This is a genomic window from Paenibacillus paeoniae (assembly GCF_003388735.1).
GTDB classification, from domain to species: domain Bacteria; phylum Bacillota; class Bacilli; order Paenibacillales; family Paenibacillaceae; genus Pristimantibacillus; species Pristimantibacillus paeoniae.
In genome coordinates this window covers 484,060-504,952 of sequence record NZ_QUBQ01000001.1, presented here as the reverse complement: position 1 = coordinate 504,952, position 20,893 = coordinate 484,060, and the positions used below count along the sequence as shown (strand labels likewise).

18 protein-coding genes and 1 other annotated feature are annotated in these 20,893 nt (G+C 52.7%); all 18 genes read right to left on the bottom strand.

Translation table 11 applies throughout. The features are described 5' to 3' along the window. Positions 1–84 precede the first annotated feature (84 nt). Complete coding sequence (mreD, locus tag DX130_RS02300) at positions 85–609, bottom strand: rod shape-determining protein MreD (RefSeq protein ID WP_116042502.1); 525 nt, start codon at positions 607–609, stop codon at positions 85–87. After that, positions 606–1,481, bottom strand: coding sequence for a rod shape-determining protein MreC (gene mreC, locus DX130_RS02295; protein WP_165861125.1), 876 nt, complete (start codon positions 1,479–1,481; stop codon positions 606–608). Before mreC ends, mreD begins: the two co-directional genes overlap by 4 nt. A gap of 61 nt (positions 1,482–1,542) precedes the next feature. Next, positions 1,543–2,574, bottom strand: a complete 1,032-nt coding sequence (locus DX130_RS02290) for a rod shape-determining protein (protein ID WP_116042500.1) — start codon at positions 2,572–2,574, stop codon at positions 1,543–1,545. A gap of 41 nt (positions 2,575–2,615) precedes the next feature. Beyond that, positions 2,616–3,305, bottom strand: coding sequence for a RadC family protein (gene radC / locus DX130_RS02285; RefSeq protein ID WP_116042499.1), 690 nt, complete (start codon positions 3,303–3,305; stop codon positions 2,616–2,618). A gap of 72 nt (positions 3,306–3,377) precedes the next feature. Beyond that, positions 3,378–4,016 carry a Maf family protein gene (locus DX130_RS02280; RefSeq protein ID WP_116042497.1) on the bottom strand — a complete coding sequence of 213 codons (639 nt, stop codon included), beginning with the start codon at positions 4,014–4,016 and terminating at the stop codon, positions 3,378–3,380. A 61-nt stretch (positions 4,017–4,077) separates the two neighbouring features. Further along, entirely contained in the window at positions 4,078–4,320 is a 243-nt protein-coding gene (locus tag DX130_RS02275; RefSeq protein ID WP_116042495.1) for a DUF4321 domain-containing protein, read from the bottom strand. A 61-nt stretch (positions 4,321–4,381) separates the two neighbouring features. Beyond that, the gene (locus tag DX130_RS02270) at positions 4,382–5,764 is read right to left on the bottom strand and encodes a hypothetical protein (RefSeq protein ID WP_116042494.1); all 1,383 of its coding nucleotides are present in this window, start codon (positions 5,762–5,764) and stop codon (positions 4,382–4,384) included. A gap of 137 nt (positions 5,765–5,901) precedes the next feature. After that, positions 5,902–7,302 (bottom strand): UDP-N-acetylmuramate--L-alanine ligase, encoded by a 1,401-nt coding sequence (gene murC / locus DX130_RS02265; protein ID WP_116042492.1) that lies wholly within the window; start codon positions 7,300–7,302, stop codon positions 5,902–5,904. A gap of 7 nt (positions 7,303–7,309) precedes the next feature. Next, entirely contained in the window at positions 7,310–8,698 is a 1,389-nt protein-coding gene (locus DX130_RS02260) for a bifunctional folylpolyglutamate synthase/dihydrofolate synthase (protein ID WP_240644138.1), read from the bottom strand. Positions 8,699–8,723: 25 nt separating this feature from the next. Continuing rightward, entirely contained in the window at positions 8,724–11,366 is a 2,643-nt protein-coding gene (locus tag DX130_RS02255) for a valine--tRNA ligase (protein ID WP_116042491.1), read from the bottom strand. Between the two features lie 57 nt (positions 11,367–11,423). Then, positions 11,424–11,661: a binding site (T-box leader), on the bottom strand. 397 nt (positions 11,662–12,058) lie between these two features. Next, positions 12,059–13,435, bottom strand: a complete 1,377-nt coding sequence (locus tag DX130_RS02250) for a LysM peptidoglycan-binding domain-containing protein (RefSeq protein WP_116042489.1) — start codon at positions 13,433–13,435, stop codon at positions 12,059–12,061. A 92-nt stretch (positions 13,436–13,527) separates the two neighbouring features. Next, complete coding sequence (locus tag DX130_RS02245; RefSeq protein WP_116042488.1) at positions 13,528–14,511, bottom strand: RluA family pseudouridine synthase; 984 nt, start codon at positions 14,509–14,511, stop codon at positions 13,528–13,530. 23 nt (positions 14,512–14,534) lie between these two features. Continuing rightward, on the bottom strand, positions 14,535–15,836 hold the full coding sequence (hemL, locus tag DX130_RS02240; protein WP_116042486.1) for a glutamate-1-semialdehyde 2,1-aminomutase: 1,302 nt from the start codon (positions 15,834–15,836) through the stop codon (positions 14,535–14,537). A 5-nt stretch (positions 15,837–15,841) separates the two neighbouring features. Further along, entirely contained in the window at positions 15,842–16,837 is a 996-nt protein-coding gene (gene hemB / locus DX130_RS02235) for a porphobilinogen synthase (RefSeq protein WP_116042484.1), read from the bottom strand. Beyond that, complete coding sequence (gene cobA, locus DX130_RS02230) at positions 16,834–18,387, bottom strand: uroporphyrinogen-III C-methyltransferase (protein ID WP_116042483.1); 1,554 nt, start codon at positions 18,385–18,387, stop codon at positions 16,834–16,836. Before cobA ends, hemB begins: the two co-directional genes overlap by 4 nt. A gap of 4 nt (positions 18,388–18,391) precedes the next feature. Beyond that, on the bottom strand, positions 18,392–19,354 hold the full coding sequence (gene hemC / locus DX130_RS02225) for a hydroxymethylbilane synthase (RefSeq protein WP_116042481.1): 963 nt from the start codon (positions 19,352–19,354) through the stop codon (positions 18,392–18,394). Further along, positions 19,351–20,013, bottom strand: a complete 663-nt coding sequence (locus DX130_RS02220) for a precorrin-2 dehydrogenase/sirohydrochlorin ferrochelatase family protein (protein WP_116042480.1) — start codon at positions 20,011–20,013, stop codon at positions 19,351–19,353. Before DX130_RS02220 ends, hemC begins: the two co-directional genes overlap by 4 nt. A 27-nt stretch (positions 20,014–20,040) precedes the next feature. After that, positions 20,041–20,847, bottom strand: coding sequence for a cytochrome c biogenesis protein CcsA (gene ccsA / locus DX130_RS02215; RefSeq protein WP_116042478.1), 807 nt, complete (start codon positions 20,845–20,847; stop codon positions 20,041–20,043). Between the last annotated feature and the right edge of the window lie 46 nt (positions 20,848–20,893).

The following is a 20,893-nucleotide window of genomic DNA, read 5'->3' as shown; positions in this document are numbered from 1 at the left end:
ATGTTGTTTCTCGGTCACAACCGTCCCTCCCCAACCTAATGAATTCTTGCTGGCCGCGCCGAATTCCTGCAATTGCGCATCGAATTATTCTTCTTCGCTGTCAGGCAATGCCTTGCTTCGAGATTCAAAAATGCGTCTGACCGGAATATAGCAAGCAAGCGCGAATGCAAGTTGGAGAAACAGGCTTGGCAGTATATGATTCAGCAGTGCCCATGCATAAGCAGCGTCGGTAATGCGGAATACCTTATAAATATAGAACAAGGCCGTATCATACACGATGCAAGCGAACCCAATGACCGTCAACGCCATGATTACCGTGACGCGCTTGCGCTCCAGCAACACGCCTGTAAAGTAACCTATCAGTCCCATCATAAAAAAATGTCCGCCGATTAAATGTCCGTAATAGACAATATCTTGCAGCAGGCCAAAACCCGCGCCTAACATTAAAGCCTGATGGCGATTGCCATAAAGAGCCGAATAAAGCACAATAACGAAAACAAAGTGCGGGATGATTCGATCTCCGAATCCAGCCGGGATAATCCAAGGCATAATTGCGCCTTCGATAACGAATAAAAGCAGCATGAGGATAACGATCCTATTCATGCTCATTGCTGCTCATCCTCCGAATCCGTATCCATCTCCGGCGGCTGAACAACAAACACTTCTGTCAGATGGTCGAAGCTGGCTGCCAGCTTCACTGAAGCCGTATAAGTGAGACCGAAATCACCTACCTGCTTTGTCTCAACGGTCCCGACGCGAAGTCCGCGCGGATACACGCCGCCAATTCCGGACGTAATGACCGTATCGCCAATCTCCATTTTGTCGGTCTCGCCAATTTTCGTCATAATAAGCATGCCTGTATCACGGTTGTAGCTGCTCAGGATGCCGAACGACTCGTTCTCGCGCCCCTCAATCGTCGCTGAGATCGAATTGAACGCTATCGACACTTCGTTAAGCTCCGTAATCGGTGTAATGGTCGCCGTATAAGGGGTGACAGAACTGACCAAACCGATCAGGCCGTCGACTGTCGTCACTGCCAGATTCGGCTTAATGCCGTTTTTCGAGCCCAGATTGATACTCATCGTGCGATTATTAGCGTCATTATTAACCGATATAACTTGTGCGATCAAATAATTGTAATTGTACATCTGCTTCTGCTGCTCGGTGAAATTAAGCTCCCGCTGCAGCCGCTCGTTATCGTTCTTGATGAAATTATAAGTTACCTTGTCGCGAGCATACGCCGCAGCCAACAATTTAAGTTGCTCGTTTTCTTCGTGAAGTTGACGAAGATTTCTAATATCCTCAAAGAAGCCCGCTATATAACCAGCGGGCTTGTAGAACCATTGCTGAACATAACCGGTCGTATCTCTTAGAAACTTCTCCGGCCAGCTCATCTCCTTGCGATCACTTAATGAGAAGCCGATGATCGCAATGAACAATATCAATCCGATCATAAGCATGAAGACTCGCTTATTCCTCATTAGATTAAACAGCCCGATCACCTGCCCATCCCTTATCCATTCCTGTTAATCGAAAACCGGCCTAGCGCTTGGATCGTCCCGAAGAGCCTCTGTTCTTGAACAAATGGATGTTGTCGAGAGAGCGACCCGTTCCGATCGCCACGCAGTCCAGCGGGTTCTCAGCTACGATAACCGGCATCCCCGTCTCGCGTTGCAGCAGCTTGTCAAGATTCCGTAGAAGAGCGCCTCCGCCTGTAAGCACGATACCTCTGTCCATAATGTCGGCGGACAACTCCGGCGGACATTTCTCCAGCGTAACTTTGACGGCGTCGACAATGGAGTTAATGGTGTCCATCAATGCGTCCGTAATCTCATCCGACGTAATCGGCAACGTCTTAGGCAGGCCTGATACCAGATCGCGGCCTCTAATCTCTAGCGTCTCCGGCTTGTCGAGCTGAAGCGCCGATCCGATCTCCATCTTAAGCTGCTCAGACGTTCTCTCACCGATCATTAGGTTATACAGACGCTTGATATACTGAATAATCGCCTCATCCATCTCGTCGCCCGCCACGCGGATCGAACGGCTCGTTACGATGCCGCCCAGCGAGATTACCGCAACTTCAGTCGTACCGCCGCCGATATCCACGACCATACTGCCAGTTGGCTCCCATACTGGAAGGTCCGCCCCGATAGCCGCTGCGAACGGCTCCTCGATAATAAACGCTTCACGCGCGCCCGCTTGCTTGGCTGCGTCCTCTACCGCTCTCTGCTCAACAGCTGTTATGCCGGATGGCACACAGACCATCACATTAGGATGGCGCGGGAACAACGACCGCTGCTTCTGAGCGGATCGGATGAAATACTTAATCATCGTTGCCGTTGTCTCAAAGTCTGCAATAACGCCGTCTTTCATCGGTCTGACAGCACGAATGTTGCCCGGCGTTCTACCGATCATTTTTTTCGCTTGCTCGCCGACCGCTTCGATTGTTTTTGTATCAGTACGCAGAGCCACCACCGACGGTTCTCTTACGACAATGCCTTTTCCTTTTACATAAACAAGAGTGTTTGCCGTACCCAAATCAATTCCCAAATCTTTCGAAAAGCTCCCAAACATGTTCTTGCTCCCTTCTCATTACGACAATCCCTTATATTATATTACAGATGGCCTAGCTCCTTCAAACTGACGAATCTGCCATCCCCGATGACCAAGTGATCGAGCAGTTCAATTCCGACCAGTTGCCCCGCTTCCGCCAATCTCCCCGTCAAGGAAATATCCTCTGGACTTGGCGCTGGGTCGCCGCTTGGATGATTGTGCGCGCATATAATAGATGCGCTGTTATATTTGATCGCTGCCCGGAACACTTCTCTTGGATGCACAAGCGATGCATTAAGCGTTCCTACTGACAATGTTTCCCGGGCAATAATGTGGTTTTTGGTGTTGAGAAACATACATACAAAATGCTCTTTCTTGAGATAACGAAGCTCTTCCATAATAAAGTCGGCAGCATCCTTAGGCCTTCTCACCGTCGTAACGTCGCCAAGCCTGCTCTTAGTAATACGCCGCCCAAGCTCAATGCCTGCACGAAGCTGGAGCGCTTTGGCCGGACCGACCCCGGATATAGCCGTCAGTTCTTCCATGCTCATGTCCATCAAATTGCGCAGATTGCCGCATTGCTTGAGAATAGCGCCTGCCACATGCACGGCAGACTGATTCCTAGTGCCAGTCCGCAATAATATAGCCAGCAATTCCGCATGGCTTAAAGCTTCAGCCCCATATGTCATCATGCGCTCTCTTGGACGTTCTTCATGGGGGACATTCCGCAAACCTGATGTATGCGCAATCATGTCCCTAACCTGCCCTCTTGTTAAAAGTATTTATTCGCCATTTCATTCCCCGTCAAGAATCGATCCTATCGCTTATAAAACACGGATGCCATACCGCTCCAACATATCTGACAGGAGCGACAACGGAAGGCCGACGACGTTGAAATAACAACCTTCGATCTCTTCCACCAGCGTAGAACCCAGCCCTTGTATGCCGTAAGAGCCCGCCTTATCGCGAGGTTCGCCAGTCGCCACATAACGTCTGATCCGCTCGCTGCCAAGCTCCTTCATCCTCACTTTGGTTCTGCGGCTGGCGACCAGCGTCTTGCCGGAATCCACAGCGATGCAAGCAATGCCCGTGAAGACGTCATGCTGATGACCCGACAGCCTCTCCAGCATGCTTGCCGCCTCATCGTCGTTCCGCGGCTTGCCCAGAATATCTCCACCTAGCGCCACGATCGTATCCGCAGCGATAATGAGATCAGAGGTTCCATCGGACTTATCCCCCCGCTTGGGAAGCATGGCAAGCGCTGCTGTAGCTTTGAGCAGGCTAAGCTCCTCCACGGTTTCCTGCGGCGTCCAGTGGTCCTGGACAGTCTCGTCCGCATCCGTAGACAAAATATAAACCGGCAAGGAAAGGTCCAAAGATGCGACCAGTTCCTTCCGGCGCGGTGACGATGAAGCCAATACGATCCGGCTTATCGGTTCGTTTACACTCAAATTAATAGACATACTTCGTATTCTCCTTAGATTGCCTGTCCAATCGCTATGACTCTAATTGCCAGACCGTATTCTACATCTTGCGATACAGCCAGATAGCGAGTGCCGCGCCCACGATACTGAACAAGCTCAATTGCAAATTCAGCGTAAAATCAAAGCTTAGCACGTACAAATCAAGCGCAGGCGACCAGGTTGTCACGATCGGCTTGGTCAGAAAAGACAGGCCTTGAACGGGCTCCAGCCAACGGGCTACGAGAGCGCCAGCCACAAGTCCCAGTACGATAAACAAGAAAAAGATCCAGCCATTTTTCTTCATCGTTCAATCCCTTTCGCCACGAATTGACACCTGACTCTATTATACGCAGGTTGCTCGCTCTTTACAATGCGCTCATAGACTCAAACCATTCTTTTTGCGCCAGCACAGCGCGCATCAAGGCTTCTTGCGCCTTCCACAGACTCGCCTTGCTCGTCTTCTTGTCATAGCCAATCATCGCGTCACCGGCATCTCCCACAGCGCCTGACAGCTGGGCCAAATAGACGCCTTCCTTGCCATCGCCTATGCCGTTTTTCATAATTTCGGCTGCAGTCTTCCATTCTTCCACCTTGTCTTGCCACGCTTTCGAAGCAGCCTCTCCAACCGGGGACAATTCGGCTTGCTCCAATTGCGTCACAATTAGACTCGACCACGAGGTAATCAGAGCATGCGTCTGGTCAAAGAACTGCTTTGCCTCTTCTTCGCTGCCTGTGAAAGGGAGGCGATCCGGCAGCGCCAGCTTTAGCTCCTTTTTGTAAATGAGCATATCAGGCATTTGGGCAGCCAGCACTGCTGCTTCTTTCTGATTCATCGCTATGCCCGCATACACATAGTAGGAATCTCCAGAGTGGATCGTCGCAGCCGGCAAGCCTTTGGCCGCAAGCTGCTTGAGTGCTTCATCGCGTCCTTCCGTTCCCTTGAACACCCCGAATTGAAGCACCGAATACGCTTGTCCTCCGCCCAGGCTAACCGTTGCGGCGGTTACCGGATTATCCGGTTGCTCCGCAGATGGCGTCTTTGTGCCGGTATTCCCCTTGTCTCCTTCGTCAATTCCCTCCGTAACAGGTAGATTCACGATTTCTTCTAGCGTAATGCCATTCCCCTCTGCAGCACCGCCATTCGGGGAGCTTCCCGGCCATATGAAGCCGCCCGTGAACAAGGTCAGAATAAAGTAACCGAACAAAGCGCCCGTCGCCAGCGCTCCGGCAACCGACAAAAACACATTAAACCAGGACGGTCCGCCTGATTTGCGAATGATCGGCCCTTCATCATCCAGTATCGGTCCATGATCGCGTTCGCCGTTCCATGCAGATTCATACTCTCTGTCCTTTGCTTCGGGAACAGAAAAATCAGAGAGATCATGCTGTAGGGACGACCATGGATCTGCCGCATCCGGCGCCTGCCACTTCTTGGATTCCCGCTCTGCATCACCGCTTCTTCTTGAAGCTCCGGTATCCCCTTGCTTCGCCATTCTACTATCCTCAGCTTCATCGGCAGAATCGCGGATCAGCTTCTCCAACTCGCCGACATCCTCCTGGAAGACGCTGTCCCATGGATGAGTGTCATCTATACCATTCGAAACCACCGGCTGATATAAGGGGATTACATTGCCAGTTGGCGATTGTTTCCTGCGCTGCTCTTCGTTGCGTTGCGGAATTGCTTCTTTTTTGTCGATCTGCTGGCCTTGCCGATCAAAGCGGTAGGTTATCCGGTTGTTTGGATTCATGTCCATCTCTCCTCGTCCCAATGTCTGCTATTAGTCTATGAGATGAAAAAGAGAGTTATGACGAGATATTGAGAGATTCAAAAAAAGAAGCAGAACCCTCTAAAGAGGGTCCCGCTTCTCCTATTTCGCACCTATCATCAGGAAGCCGAAGTCAAATGTTTGGCCAGTGCATCAGCCGCTTTCCAAATGTCTCCTGCTCCCATTGTAATAACCAGATCTCCTGGAGCCACTCGCTCCTTGAGCACGCTCAATACTTCTTCCTTGGTCGCAATGTATTCCGCTGTGGCATGGCTGTTCTTGCGAATCAGCTCAACCAGCTTGACGGAGTTGACGCCCTCGATCTGCTTCTCTCCGGCTGGAGAGTAGATATCGGTAATGATCACCTCATCCGCCTCCGAGAACGATCTGCTGAATTGCTCAAACAGGAAAAACGTTCTTGTATAGCGCTGAGGCTGGAATACCGCGATTATGCGTTTGCCCGTTGCCTTGGCTGCGCTGATGGTTGCCTGGATTTCGGTGGGATGATGGGCATAATCGTCAATGACGAGAATGTCATTCACTTCCCCGAGCACCTGGAATCGCCGCTTGGCTCCACGGAAGGAACTAATTGCCGCTTTGATGGCGTCGAAATCAAGTCCCGCCTCCAAGCACGTAATGATGGTTGCCATCGCGTTCGACACGTTGTGAAGACCTGGCACGGATAACGAGATGTTGCCGAGAAGCACACCGCTCTTCAGCACGTCGAAGGATACCTTGCGGTCGCCGAGTACGATATTGTCCGCCCTGTACAAGGCGTCTTCTTGAATGCCGTAAGTGATGAGCTGAGACGCTTCCCGATTCGTGTCCCCCTTATAGATACGAGGCAGAAGCTCCCTAACCGTCTCGCTGTCAATGCAGACGATCGCTTTGCCGCCATCTTTCACCTGCTGTAGAAATTGTACATAAGCTGCCTTCAGCTTCTCGAAATCCCCATCATAATTTTCCAAATGATCAGGCTCGATATTGGTAACAATCGCGATGGAGGGATGGTATTGCAGGAAGGAGCCGTCGCTCTCATCCGCTTCCGCCACCACATATTCGCCTTTGCCCGCTTTTGCATTTGTGCCTACGTTTACGATTTCTCCGCCGATAATGTAAGTAGGATCGGCTTTGCAAGCTTCCATGACAAGCGCAATCATGGAGGAGGTGGTCGTCTTGCCGTGCGCACCCGCTACAGCAACGCCTTTCCCCGCATTCATCAGCCTTGCCAGCATTTGTGCGCGGTGCAGCACCGGAATATTAAGCTCCTCCGCCGCCTTGCGCTCCACATTGTCGCTCGTCAGAGCTGTCGAGTACACAACCAGATCGGCGCCTCGCACATGCTCCGGCTGATGGCCGATGTAGATATCGGCTCCTTTTGCAGCAAGCTTCTCCGTAAGCTCCTGCCTCGCGACATCGGAACCGGTTACCTTATAGCCCATCTCTAGCATGACGCGCGCAATCGCGCTCATGCCGTAACCGCCGATCCCGATGAAATGAACATGTTCTGCCGTATTCAAAGACGGTTCACCAACCTTTTTCAGAATCCGAGTTGTACAGCAAGCGGGCGCGAACGTCCGCTATCAAATAAAGCGTCCCTGTCACGACCCCAAGATCCGAAGACCCGGTAACCTGTTGTAATGTTTGCAATGCCTGCTTCCAATCCTTCTCGATGACAAGCTCGAACGGCTTCCCGCCTTGCAGGTTCTGGCGCAGCTCCTGTACGATAGCGGCCAAATCCTGCGCTTCCATCTTCATCCGATAATCGGGCTCGGTTAAGATAAGCGTATCCACTATTGGTAGTATATGCTTAAATGTCTCCCGATGATTCTTATTCTCCAGCATCCCCATCACAACATGGAGACGATCGTACTTATAGGTGTCCTTCAAAGCCTTCGCCAGCATCTCCGCACCTTCCGGATTATGCGCGCCATCAAGCAAAATGCGAGGCTCGCGCTTCACCATCTCCAGCCTGCCCGGCCATTCTGCCTTGAGCAAACCTTCTTGCAGGGCGTCGTCCTCGACAACTAGCGCCTGATATTGCCGCAGCACCTCTACCGTCATGACAGCAACAGCTGCATTCGTCCGCTGATGCGCCCCATTTAGCGAGATGCCAAGCGGTTCAATGGTTCGGAACATGCCCTGGAAGCGGAACTGCTGTTCATCCTGCCGCACTTCAAGCGCCGATTCGCTGAATTGCTCGCCGAGCATGTACAACGTGCTGCTCTTCTCCCCGGCAACCCGCCGAATGACATCCACCACTTCCGGCTGCGTCACCGCGCTGACAACTGGAACGCCCGGCTTGATAATGCCAGCCTTCTCCTCCGCTACTTGCGCCAGCGTGTCGCCAAGACGGTCCATATGATCGTGACCGACATTGGTAATGACAGATATGACCGGATAGACGATATTGGTCACATCCATTCGACCGCCAAGACCGGTCTCCCATACGACGTAATCAGGGTATGTTACCTTGGCGAAGTAAAGAATGGCGAGCGCCGTTGATACTTCGAACATCGTCGGTGACCCTAGCTCTGTCTCCCCGATTGCTTCGACATGAGGCTTCAGCTCATTGGCAAGCGCCAGCAATTGCTCTTCTTGTATGTCTTTGCCGTTATATTGAAATCTGTTGGTGAATTTCGTGATATAAGGCGATGTGAATGTACCGACATCGTATCCGCTTTGGAACAACACGCTGGTCAAATACGCGCATACCGATCCCTTGCCATTCGTGCCTGCGACATGTATGAATTTCAGTCTGCGATGCGGATTGCCGAGACGCTCCATAAGCGCCTCAATCCGGTCAAGACCTGGTCGAATGCCGAATGGCAGGAGTCCTGTGATCCAATCCGTCGCTGCCTGGTAGGTAGGGAGAGCGTCGCTCTCCCTATGCTGCTGCATCGTTGTATCTGTCATGTCTATCCCTTCTTCCGCTCTAGGACTAGCCGCGCAATTCTGTGATGCGAGCCAGCACTTTGTCTCTCTTCTCAGCGTAATCAGCCATCTTGGCGCGTTCTTCCTCAATAACTTTGGCAGGCGCCTTCGCTACGAAGCCCTCATTGCCGAGCTTCTTCTCAACCCGTTCCACCTCGGAGATTAGCGTCTTAACCTCTTTCTCCAGACGAGCAATCTCTTGCGAAATATCGATTAAGCCTGCTAACGGCAAGTAAAGCTCTGCGCCCGTAATAATGGCCGTCATCGCCTTATCCGGCGCAGCAATGGATATGCCGCTCTCCAGCAGAGATGTGCCGCAGAAGCGCTTGATGAACTCTTCGTTGCGGGACAGAATGGCTGCTTCGTACTCTCCAGTTGGTTTGATCAGCAGCTCGATCTTCTTGCTCATCGGCACGTTCACTTCAGCGCGGATATTGCGAACTGCACGGATCATCTCCATGAGCAGCTCCATCTCTTTCACCGCGTCAGGCGCTTCCAACGCCGTCTCGTATGTCGGCCAAGCTGCCAGCGTAATCGTCTCACCCTCATGCGGCAAATGTTGCCAGATCTCTTCACTGATGAATGGCATAAACGGATGAATCAGGCGCTGCGTCCGATCGAGCACATAAGCCAGTACGGATTGCGTCGCACGCTTCGCCGTTTCATCTCCGCCATTCAAGCTAAGCTTCGAGAATTCAATATACCAGTCGCACAGATCGTCCCAAATAAAGTTGTACAGCACTCGGCCAGTTTCGCCAAACTCATAGCTGTCGATCAATCTGGTTACGTCTCGTACGGTTTCGTTCAAGCGATGGAGAATCCAGCGATCCGCCGTACCCAGCTTGACATTGATATCGATATCGCTTGCGCTGAAGCCTTCCAAATTCATAAGCGCAAAGCGAGATGCATTCCATATCTTATTAGCGAAGTTGCGCGCCTGCTCGACCTTCTCATAGCGGAAGCGCAAATCTTGACCTGGCGTGCTGCCCGTAGAAATCATAAAGCGCATAGCGTCGGCGCCGTATTGCTCGATCACATCAAGCGGATCTACACCGTTACCAAGCGACTTGGACATCTTCTGTCCGTCTTTGTCGCGTACAAGACCGTGCATCAGCACATCCTTGAACGGCATCTCGTCCGTAAATTCGAGGGCAGTGAAAATCATGCGGGATACCCAGAAATAAATAATGTCATAGCCGGTAACTAGAACATTCGTCGGGTAGTACCGTTTTAAGTCCTCGGTTTGATTCGGCCAGCCCAAAGTAGAGAACGGCCACAACGCGGAGCTGAACCAAGTGTCCAGCACGTCGTTGTCCTGGCGAAGATGCTCGCCTTTCATATCCTCGCGGGATACATGCGTCTCGCCTGTGGCATCGTCATACCATGCCGGTATCCGGTGACCCCACCACAGCTGTCTGGAGATACACCAGTCGCGAACGTTTTCGATCCAGTTCAGATAGATCTTCTCAAATCTCTCAGGGACGAATTGTACGCCTTTGCCTGACTTCTGAGCTGCAATAGCAGCTTCCGCCAGCGGCTTCATCGCAACGAACCATTGCGTGGACAAATATGGCTCGACAACCGCGCCGCTGCGCTCGCTATGGCCAACCTGATGCACATGGTCCTCAATGCGCACGCAGACGCCCTGATCCTGCAGGTCCTTCACCAGTTGCTTGCGGCATTCGAAACGGTCCATGCCCTGATAAGGGCCTGCTTCAACGTTCATCGTACCTGTCTCGTCCATGACGATAATTTGCGGCAAGCTATGACGCTCGCCTACTTCGAAGTCGTTCGGGTCATGCGCCGGTGTAATCTTAACTGCGCCGGAGCCGAAATCCTTCTCGACGTATTCGTCAGCGATGATCGGAATTTCTCTGCCCACTACCGGCAACACGATTATGGAGCCGATCAAATGCTTGTAGCGCTCATCCTCCGGATGAACAGCAACCGCCGTATCACCCAGCATCGTCTCCGGACGAGTCGTAGCTACCGTAATATGGCCAGATCCGTCTTTTAGCGGATATTGAAGATGATACAAGTGACCGTTCAGTTCTTTGTAATCGACTTCGATATCCGACAAAGCGGTACGAGCCGTCGGATCCCAGTTAATAATTTTTTTGCCTCTGTAGATCAGGCCCTTCTCATATAAACGAACAAATACTTCGCGCACCCCTTTGGACAAACCTTCATCCAGGGTGAATCTCTCTCTGGAATAGTCCAGAGACAAGCCCATCTTCGCCCATTGTTCGTGGATCGTATTCGCGTATTGATCCTTCCATTCCCATACCTTCTCCAGGAATGCCTCGCGACCCAGGTCGTGGCGGGAAGTGCCTTGCTCGCGGAGCTTCTGCTCTACCTTTGTCTGAGTTGCGATGCCGGCGTGATCCGTTCCCGGGAGCCACAGCGCGTCATAGCCTTGCATCCGCTTGGTGCGAATCAATATATCCTGCAGCGTGAAATCGAGCGCATGCCCGATATGAAGCATTCCCGTAACGTTCGGAGGCGGAATAACGATGGTGTACGGTTCCGCATCGGGACGCTTGCCCGCTTCGAAATAATTGCCTTTTACCCAGTATTCATACCATTTCTGTTCTGCCGCTTTGGGATCGTAAGTTGTTGGCATTGCCGGTTTGAATTGGTCATCTGACATTGATTTCATCCTCCACAAATTCTTCTACACACGCAAAAAAGACCTCTCGTCCTATCGATAAAGGACGAAAGGTCATGCTTCCGTGGTACCACCTTTGTTCCGCTGAGAAATACATTCTCACGGCACTCGAACAGATAACGGCTGTTGCCGGCCCACATTAGCGCAAGATCATCTCGCGGTTCGTATAGGCAACTCCGGGGCGACCCGTATGCAGTCACATCCTGCAGAACCTCTCAGCGTAACGGTTCCGCTCTCTGAAGGCACGCTGCGTACTAATCCCCTTCAACGTTGTTGTCACACATATATGTCTAATCATACCTTTGTTAAGGTTCAGAGTCAACCAGATCCTATCACGATATAGGCATTATCTATAAAGGATCGCCCCTTACTCTCATTCCTGGCACAACTAATCGGGCTGGATCGCCGATTGGAGCTAATTAGCGGTGTGTGACACTACTAATCAGGCTGATTCGACGATAAGAGCGAATTAGTGGTGTGTCGCACCGCGCATCGATTCTCCGTTTCGGCTATGAAAGGAGCCCATCTGCTGGAGAAAGCAGCAATGAGCCGGACATATAGAATGGCGATGCCAGGAATGTATCCTAAGCACCGCCATCCGCTCTTTTATGAACAATTGGAAGAACCATCACTCAAGTGAACGATTTTACTTTTGGGTAGCCTTTTCCGAGACTTTAAGGAATATACAGCAACTGTCCCTCTGCAACGGAGGATTCATGCAAGCCATTATGAACAAGCAGCTCACGCGGATTCAGGCTGTACCTGAGCGCTATCTGCTCCAGCGTCTCTTCGCGCTGCACGATGCATACCCGGATTTTGCGGAATTCATTCTCCTCCGCTTGTTTGCTAAGGAACAGCTTCTTCCACTCAATCTCTTCCTCAGTTGCCAGAACACGCGCCGCTTCCTCTTGCTCGGTTAACGTCTGCTCGGCGGCTTCGCGTGCAGCTTGCTCACGCTTACTGGACTGAAGCAATGTACGGAAGCCAAGATCGGATTGCCCTTCACTAGCCCCGGTTGAGGATTTGCCTGTAAATGCAATTTGTACTTCTTGAGGCTTGCGCGGCTCCGCTTCTGCTTCAAGCTCTTGGAATACCGGTGTCTCTTCCTCCGACTGAATGGCTGCCTCTTCCTCATGATGTGCGAATACAGGCTCCTCCACAGCTTCTTCCTCTGCTTCAGGACGATAGGTCTGAGAGGCGCTCCATTCCGCTTCCTCCCTGCTATTCTCCGGCGCAGATTGTGCGGGCTGCGTCGGATAAGTCGGCTGTTGGAATTGTTGGTAGAGTGACGCCAGCTGAGAAACACCCTGCTGATGGTAGGGTTGCTGCGGCGCAGCCTGCTGGTAAGGCTGGTTCTGCTGAATCTGCTGCTGCTCCGCATTCCACTGTAGCCAACTTCCCTCGACAGCCTCTTCTCTTGATGCAAGCGTAACTTCCTGTTCTTCTGCAGCTCCCTGCCATTCAACTTCTTGAGCGCTTTCCTCCGTTATGTAGCCCTCGTCCACACTCTGTTCTTCCTCGTCCCTTGTTTGAAACCCCGATTCCGACTCATTGGACACCAACTCATGGTATGCATTTGACTCAGATTCGTCTTCCGTCTCGAACTCATTCGGCTCTTGCTGCGCTCTCTGATGTACCGCCGTAAAAGGTTCGTCCTCCCACTGCAATCCCTGCTCCTCTACCGGTTCCACGGATATGCCGCGTAATGAAAGAACGCCAGTAATGTTCAACGTGCGAGCAGACAGCAGGTCCACATCAAAATTATCAATTTCGATGGAAATGTCATCCAGTCTGGAAACCCGGTTCATCGGCAAAGAAATTTCCACTGGAATCCAATGTTCCAGCGCAAGCGGACCCACCGTACTATCCTGTCCTCGATAGACACCGCTAAGAAGTAGCTGGCCTTTCAACACAGCCTGATCCCCCTGATCAATAACTTGAATACGGGGGACAAGCTCAATCTCCTCCAACTCGTCAATTCCCGTAACGTCATCGGGCAGATGAACCCGCTCATATACGTCAAATCTTAATCCGTTCGACCCTGTTGACATGACATCTTCCTCCCTTCGTACTGAATGCTTGGGCTAGCTATACATTCACTACTTATCTATATGGTAGAAGGGGCGGGAGCATGACTGTCTTTTTAACGGGGACGAGATTCTCCAGACAAGCGCTTAAGCCAGTCAGGCCAAGGCGACTCCACCGCCAGCAGCTTACTCGTCAAAGGATGAGGGAACACCAGCCTCTCTCCATGCAAAGCTTGATGACCGAGCAATCTGCTAGATCCGCCGTATAACGTATCACCCGCAAGCGGATGACCAATGTGGCTCATATGCACACGAATCTGATGTGTCCTTCCCGTCTCCAGCCGAAGACGGACAATCGTCATGCCATCCCATTTCCGGATTGTCTCATATGTTGTCAAAGCCGCATCGCCAGACGGCGTAACGCGCCGACGGGCGGCGTGATGACGGTCCTTCCCTATCGGCCCATCTACCACCCCTTTGTCGCGCCTCATCACTCCCTGAACAACGGCAACATATATACGATCAATCTCCTTCTCCCGCATGGCTTCATCGAGCTTCCATTGCGCAAGGTCATTTTTGGCGAAAAGAACAGGGCCGGAAGTTTCATCATCCAGACGATGAATATGCCTGACCGGGAGAGGATCGTTTTTGGCAAGCATCAGCCGACATGCAGCTTCGTCCAGCGTGCCGGCATGACCTTCATAAGCGGCATGGACCGGCATCCCCGCCGGCTTATTCAGCACAAGACAATAATCGTCCTCGTACAGCACTTCAGGAACTTCTATGGATTGTGATTGCGGACGGCTTGCCAGATTACGGTATAGCTTGTCCTTGGTTGTATCCGATGCCGGAAAGGCGAGCAATCCAATATCATTGCCCTCCCACTTAATGCCCCCAACGGAAAATAACCGATTAATCCATTTGGCCGGGAATAAGGAAGAGGCCAGCAGCCATTGCCGCACGTGATGCGGATGACTGCCGGCCTGTAGCCCTGGCATCCCGGATTTGTCGGGGAATAGATGTGATGCGTCCTGCAGCGCTGCCGCATCCAGCAACAGCCACTCCCCGCTTCTGCGCGTATAGTGATCAAGCTCCAGCATGCCGCGAGCCTCCTCTATTGTTCTTACAGGCGGCTCAGCGCTTGTTCTTGAAGGGCGATCGTCTCGTCGATATCCGCATCGCTATGAACGGCAGAGACGAACATGCCTTCAAATTGGGAAGGTGCAATGCTGACACCCAAATCAAGCATAGCCGCAAAATAAGTCTTGAACTGTTCCATATCAGCAGTCTTCGCTGTCTCATAGTTAATAACCGTCTTCTCCGTGAAGAACGGGCAGACCATAGAGCCTACGCGATTAATCGTCGACGCAATGCCATGCTTGCTCGCATTCGCCTCGAAACCAAGCTGCAGACGGACTGCCTGTCTCTCCAGCAGCTCATACGTCTCAGGCGTCAGCAGCTTCAGCGTCGTATAACCGGCTGCCATAGCCAGTGGATTGCCAGACAAAGTGCCGGCTTGATAGATCGGTCCGCTAGGCGCGATCATCTCCATTATTTCCCGTTTGCCGCCATATGCGCCGACAGGAAGTCCGCCGCCGATAACCTTGCCAAAGCATGTCAAGTCCGGCTTGATGTCGAACAAACCTTGCGCGCATTGGTAGCCTACGCGGAATCCGGTCATTACTTCGTCGAAGATCAGCAAGCTTCCGTATTGCGTTGTCACATCGCGCAGCCCTTCCAGGAAGCCCGGAAGCGGCGGCACAACGCCCATATTGCCGGCTACCGGCTCTACGATGATACAGGCGATTTCTTCGCCGAATTTCTCGAAGGCAAGCTTAACCGACTCTATATCGTTGTAAGGCACGGTAATGGTGTGAGCAGCCACATGCTCCGGCACACCGGGGCTGTCAGGCAAGCCCAGCGTCGCCACGCCCGAGCCCGCTTTGATCAGCAAGCTGTCCGCATGACCATGATAAGAGCCTTCGAATTTCATAATTTTGCTTCGTTTGGTATAGCCGCGAGCAAGCCGAAGGGCGCTCATCGTCGCCTCCGTACCGGAGTTCACCATCCGTACAACATCTACGGACGGCACGCGCTCGCATACCAGCTCCGCCATAAGCGTCTCCAACTCGGTAGGCGCTCCAAAGCTTGTTCCGCGCTCTGCCGTCTTGCGCAGCGCTTCGACAACCTCAGGATGGGCATGCCCCATAATAAGCGGTCCCCATGACGCTACATAATCAATATACATATTGCCGTCGATGTCATAGACGCGGCTGCCTTGGCCCCGCTCCATGTAGACAGGCGTAAGCCCTACCGACTTAAACGCGCGAACAGGGGAGTTGACGCCTCCTGGAATTACTTTCTTCGCTCTGGCGAACGCCTCGGCGGAACGCGCATCATTGCGTCTTCTGTTGCTCTCAGTCATCGCTCTTATTCCCCCTTCAGCCAGCGTACAGCATCTTTAGCATGATACGTAATAATCATATCGGCTCCCGCTCTCTTCATGCTGATCAGCTTCTCCAGCACGATAGACCGTTCATCGACCCATCCGTTTGCAGCCGCAGCCTTTACCATCGAATATTCGGCGCTAACGTTATAAGCGACGACTGGAAGATCGAATTGCTCTTTGAGCGTCTTCACAATATCCAGATAGGACAGCGCAGGCTTGACCATCAGCATATCTGCGCCTTCTGCTACATCGGATTCCGCTTCACGCAGCGCTTCACGCGAATTAGCCGGGTCCATCTGATACGTCTTGCGGTCTCCGAATTGCGGAGCCGAATGCGCTGCATCTCGGAATGGACCATAGAAGGCGGACGCATATTTGACCGAATAGGACAGGATGGCGATATCGCTGTAGCCCGCTTCATCCAGACCTGCGCGAATGGCATGCACAAAGCCGTCCATCATATTCGATGGCGCGATGACGTCTGCACCAGCCTCCGCTTGCGAGACCGCTGTACGGACAAGGAGCTCCAACGATTGGTCATTATCGACAACGGCCACTCCGGTAGCTTTATCCTGATGAACGATCCCGCAATGTCCATGATCTGTAAATTGGCACAGGCAAGTATCGGCTACAACTACAAGCTCAGGCGCCCAGCCCTTCACCGCGCGGATCGCTTCTTGCACGATGCCATTGGGATCATAGGCCGAAGACCCGTGCGCATCCTTGTAATCCGGCACACCGAACAATAGCACGGACTTGATGCCCAAAGCCGCAATCTCGCGAATCTCTGCCTCCAACAAATCCATAGACAGATGGTACACGCCTGGCATGGATGGAATTTCTTCTTTAACCTCCTTGCCATGGGTGACGAACAACGGATATATAAAATCATCTGCGCTAAGCACAGTTTCACGCACCATACTGCGAAGCCCGCCCGTTCTGCGCAGTCTGCGATGTCTTACGATAGGGAAACTCATTTTATCCCTCTCCTTTCCTGGTTATATGCAGTAATCGCTTCAAGCAAGCTCTCGAGCGTTGATGCCTCCGCTTCGACGCTCGCATGCAGTCCAGCCTCTTCGATCGTCTTGGTTGTAATCGGCCCTATACTCGCGATTGGTATATCCTTAAGCAACTGAACAGGGTCCTCGACGCCTCTGCGCCGCAATACTTCAAGCAGGTTCGTCACGGTGGACGAACTCGTAAATGTTATCATATGAATGCCGCCTTCGCGAAGCCATTCCAGCGCCAGCTCATCCTGTGTATCGGCAAGCACCGTCTCATATACGTCGATCTCTACAGCCTCGACGCCTCTTGCTCTGAGCTCCCTCGGAAGAACCTCGCGAGCCAGATCGCCTCGCGGCAGAAGTGCCCTGTCCCCGTCCTTCAGCCACTCACTCACCCGGTCAAGCAGCGACTCCGCATGGAACTGAACGGGAAGCTCCTCTACGATAAGTCCTTTAGCCACGAGCGCTTCTGCCGTTTTGGGCCCTACGGCTACGATTCTGGCAGCATGGAATCTTCTCATATCGATACCGAAGCGACGCAAATAACGGAAGAAATAATCCACACCGTTCACGCTTGTGAACATGAGCCATTGATAGCTCTCGGCTTGATCCAGACTTCTCCGGATCGCTTCGATGACTTGCTCGTCCTGTGGCTCCCGTATATCAATGACAGGAAACTCGCAAGGTTCCCCGCCCAACGTCTCGATCACATCCGCAAGCTCGCTCGCTTGCGGCCTTGCCCGGGTGACCATAACTCTCATTCCAAACAAAGGCTTGCTCTCGTACCACTTCAGCTTCTCCCGCTGAAGGACAACCTCGCCTACGATGATCACCGCCGGAGGCTGAAAGTTCGCTTCCTTCACAATGGCCTCGATCGTCTCAAGCGTACCGACAATGGTTTCCTGCTCCACCCTTGTTCCCCAACGGACTAGGGCGACAGGCGTTCCAGGAGGTTTGCCGTGCTTGATTAATTGATCCGCAATATAGCCGATTTTGGCTACTCCCATTAGAAATAACAGCGTCCCTGTCGCATTGGTTACTTTGTCCCAATAAATGGACCGGTCAAGCTTATCCGGGCTTTCATGCCCCGTCACAATGGACAAGGAGGAGGCCAGATCACGATGCGTCACCGGTATGCCCGCATAAGCCGGTACGGCGATGGCCGACGTAATGCCCGGCACGATATCATATTCGATGCCATTCTCTTGCAGCAGCTCCGCTTCTTCGCCAACCCGGCCAAAGATGGTCGGATCGCCGCCCTTGAGGCGAGTAACCGTCTTGCCCGCGAGCGCCAAATCCACAAGGAGTCGGTTAATCTCCTCCTGCTTCATCGTATGACGGTCCGGCAGTTTGCCGACATAGACCATCTCCGCGCCCGGCTTTGCGTATCTCAGCAATCTGGGACTAGCGAGACGGTCATAGACGACTACATCGCTATCCTTCAAGCACTCCAGTCCCCTTACGGTGATCAGCTTCGGATCACCGGGACCTGCGCCCACCAAATAAACCTTCCCCTTGTTCATGGCATTAGCCCCCGATTTCCGCCAGAATGCGGTCAGCGCCGCTAGCGATAAGCGACTCAGCCACTTTCTTGCCCAGCTCCTCCGGATCCTTTCCTCGTTTGATCTCCTTCAGAAGCGTCTCTCCGTCAGGTGATCCAACCATGCCCGTCAGCTCCAGCAAGGGACCGTCTGCCTCTTCTGATATGATCGTGGCATGAGCCCCGATCGGCACTTGGCAGCCTCCGTTCAGCGTACCGAGGAAGCTGCGCTCCGCTCGAACCGTAATGTCCGTCTCTCGATCATTCAGAAGAGCAAGCAGTTCCCTCACTTGCGAGTCATTCACTCTGCATTCAATACCGAGCGCGCCTTGACCCACAGCAGGTATGCAGACATCTTCCGGAATGAGGGCCGAGATGCGATCTTCCCATCCCATACGTGTCAGACCCGCTGCAGCGAGCACTACCGCATCGAAACCCTCCGTCTCCAGCTTGCGCATGCGAGAGTCGATATTGCCCCGGATCGATTCCAACTGCAAATCCGGCCTTCTGTTTTTGAGTTGGCTTGAACGGCGCAGGCTGCTTGTCCCGACACGCGCTCCTTGCGGCAGCGAATCCAGATCGTGGCCGTTTCGCGTCACAAGGCAATCCAGCGGATTAACCCGTTTTGGTGTAGCGCCGTTCATTAAGCCCTCATGCAGTTCAAACGGCATATCTTTCATGCTATGTACAGCGATATCGATTTCCCCATCTAGAAGCGCTTGCTCGATTTCTTTGACGAACAAGCCCTTGCCGCCGACCTTTGACAACGTCACATCCAGAATTCGGTCGCCTTTCGTTATGATCTTGCGGATTTCAAATGTATAGCCGAGTCCCTGCTGCTCGCTAATGCGTTTCAACTCATCTATCACTTGGCCTGACTGGGTCAGCGCAAGCGCGCTTTGGCGGGTTCCTACGACGATTACACGTTGTTCATTCGAGTTGTTGCTCATGACCATGCCCTCCCTTTAGTTCGTGCTATCAAACTCTCCAGCCATTGCTCCGGGATCATCGTTTCTATCCTATCGTCAAACGCTTCCCTCGCCGCCAGTCGGAGCAGCTCATCTTTTCCCTCAGGAATGTCTTCTCTAGTCATCATCAGCTTGCGCAGCTCGCCAAGCTTCGCTGCCGCTTCACCATAACGCTTCCCGTACCTTTCGTCCAGCTCTTTATTAAGCGACTTGGCCAGCGCGGGACTGGCACCGGATGTGGTAACCGAAATAAGCAACGGCCCCTTGCGCGTGACGGCTGGAGTAATAAAGCTGCCGCTTTCATAATCGTCCGCTATATTGGATAAGATACCGAGCCTGTCCGCCTCAGCCGCAAGACCGGCATTAAGCGCACGATCGTCGGTCGCCGCTATCAAGAGCCAGGCCCCCTCTAGATCGCCCGGCGCATAAGGACGGCTCCGCCAGAGGAAGCGGCCGGAAGCGGCCCAAGCCTCAATCCCCTGCGTCACAACGGGACTGATCAATTCAATTCGGTCAGCACCTGACTCCATAAGCCCTTTAAGCTTGCGCTCGGCCACCTTGCCTCCGCCAATAATGATGCAAAGCTTGCCGGACAACCTTAATGCTACGGGGTAGAACCCCCCTGCCGTATTGCCTTCCATGCCGGAGCCCTCCCTTTCCTGTTGCCGCTAGTGGAATGAAGAAAATGAGTTCGTCATCAAATTCAAGAGAAGCATACAAAAGGCAATGATATAAAGCTTGGCCATTTGATGGCCGGGCCGATCTTTCACGGCCCGTTGGTACACGTAGGCAATATACATGACAAGGGAAGCGAAGGAGGTCAGCACCTTCCAATCCAGCAGCAGCATCGCCCTGCCTTCCACGATCAGTGACACGGTCGCAATCGCGAGCGACATGGCAAGCAGGGGAACACCGATGATGACGGCACGGTCGGCATAGCGCTCGATGGTATCCAGACTGGGATATCTGCGTACGACTTGTGACCATCGCTTGCGCTTGAGCCGGTGATGCAGGAACAGGTACATTCCCGCCAGCAGCGCCCCGATCGTAAGCGAGACATAAGCGCATAATACGAGGCTGATATGAACAATCAGCAGCTCTCTTGTCGCCTGCCACGGCTCGTAGGACGTGCCACCGCCCATTCCACTGTATAAGTTAAGAGCAAGAACCGCGAAGCTGACCACGTTGGCGAAAAACACAATATAATCAATATGAAAAAAACGACTGATGACCAGGGACACCGTGGCGAGCAGCCATGAGAACGCCAGCCAATATAGGAAGGTGTTCTGGTCGGGATGACTCAAGTACAGCTTCGCTATCAAGTAGCCAGTCTGTAATATCCATACAAAAACAAGCAGCCCTGTGCCTATCCGCTTCGCTTTCCGACTTGCATGCATAAAGTCGGAAAAGTAAAACAGCAGGCTCAGGGCGTAAATATAAAGTATCGCGTCGTACATCCAGTTAGCCGTTTCCATAGCTCCTCCACTTCACAGCCTTTCACGGAATGACAGGCGAAAACCT

Excerpts from the sequence above, each read along its gene's own strand:
- mreD (WP_116042502.1), bottom strand. The coding sequence starts at position 609 with ATGAGCATGAATAGGATCGTTATCCTCATGCTGCTTTTATTCGTTATC.
- mreC (WP_165861125.1), bottom strand. The coding sequence starts at position 1,481 with ATGAGGAATAAGCGAGTCTTCATGCTTATGATCGGATTGATATTGTTC.
- DX130_RS02290 (WP_116042500.1), bottom strand. The coding sequence starts at position 2,574 with ATGTTTGGGAGCTTTTCGAAAGATTTGGGAATTGATTTGGGTACGGCA.
- radC (WP_116042499.1), bottom strand. The coding sequence starts at position 3,305 with ATGATTGCGCATACATCAGGTTTGCGGAATGTCCCCCATGAAGAACGT.
- DX130_RS02280 (WP_116042497.1), bottom strand. The coding sequence starts at position 4,016 with ATGTCTATTAATTTGAGTGTAAACGAACCGATAAGCCGGATCGTATTG.
- DX130_RS02275 (WP_116042495.1), bottom strand. The coding sequence starts at position 4,320 with ATGAAGAAAAATGGCTGGATCTTTTTCTTGTTTATCGTACTGGGACTT.
- DX130_RS02270 (WP_116042494.1), bottom strand. The coding sequence starts at position 5,764 with ATGAATCCAAACAACCGGATAACCTACCGCTTTGATCGGCAAGGCCAG.
- DX130_RS02260 (WP_240644138.1), bottom strand. The coding sequence starts at position 8,698 with ATGACAGATACAACGATGCAGCAGCATAGGGAGAGCGACGCTCTCCCT.
- DX130_RS02255 (WP_116042491.1), bottom strand. The coding sequence starts at position 11,366 with ATGTCAGATGACCAATTCAAACCGGCAATGCCAACAACTTACGATCCC.
- DX130_RS02250 (WP_116042489.1), bottom strand. The coding sequence starts at position 13,435 with ATGTCAACAGGGTCGAACGGATTAAGATTTGACGTATATGAGCGGGTT.
- DX130_RS02245 (WP_116042488.1), bottom strand. The coding sequence starts at position 14,511 with ATGCTGGAGCTTGATCACTATACGCGCAGAAGCGGGGAGTGGCTGTTG.
- hemL (WP_116042486.1), bottom strand. The coding sequence starts at position 15,836 with ATGACTGAGAGCAACAGAAGACGCAATGATGCGCGTTCCGCCGAGGCG.
- hemB (WP_116042484.1), bottom strand. The coding sequence starts at position 16,837 with ATGAGTTTCCCTATCGTAAGACATCGCAGACTGCGCAGAACGGGCGGG.
- cobA (WP_116042483.1), bottom strand. The coding sequence starts at position 18,387 with ATGAACAAGGGGAAGGTTTATTTGGTGGGCGCAGGTCCCGGTGATCCG.
- hemC (WP_116042481.1), bottom strand. The coding sequence starts at position 19,354 with ATGAGCAACAACTCGAATGAACAACGTGTAATCGTCGTAGGAACCCGC.
- DX130_RS02220 (WP_116042480.1), bottom strand. The coding sequence starts at position 20,013 with ATGGAAGGCAATACGGCAGGGGGGTTCTACCCCGTAGCATTAAGGTTG.
- ccsA (WP_116042478.1), bottom strand. The coding sequence starts at position 20,847 with ATGGAAACGGCTAACTGGATGTACGACGCGATACTTTATATTTACGCC.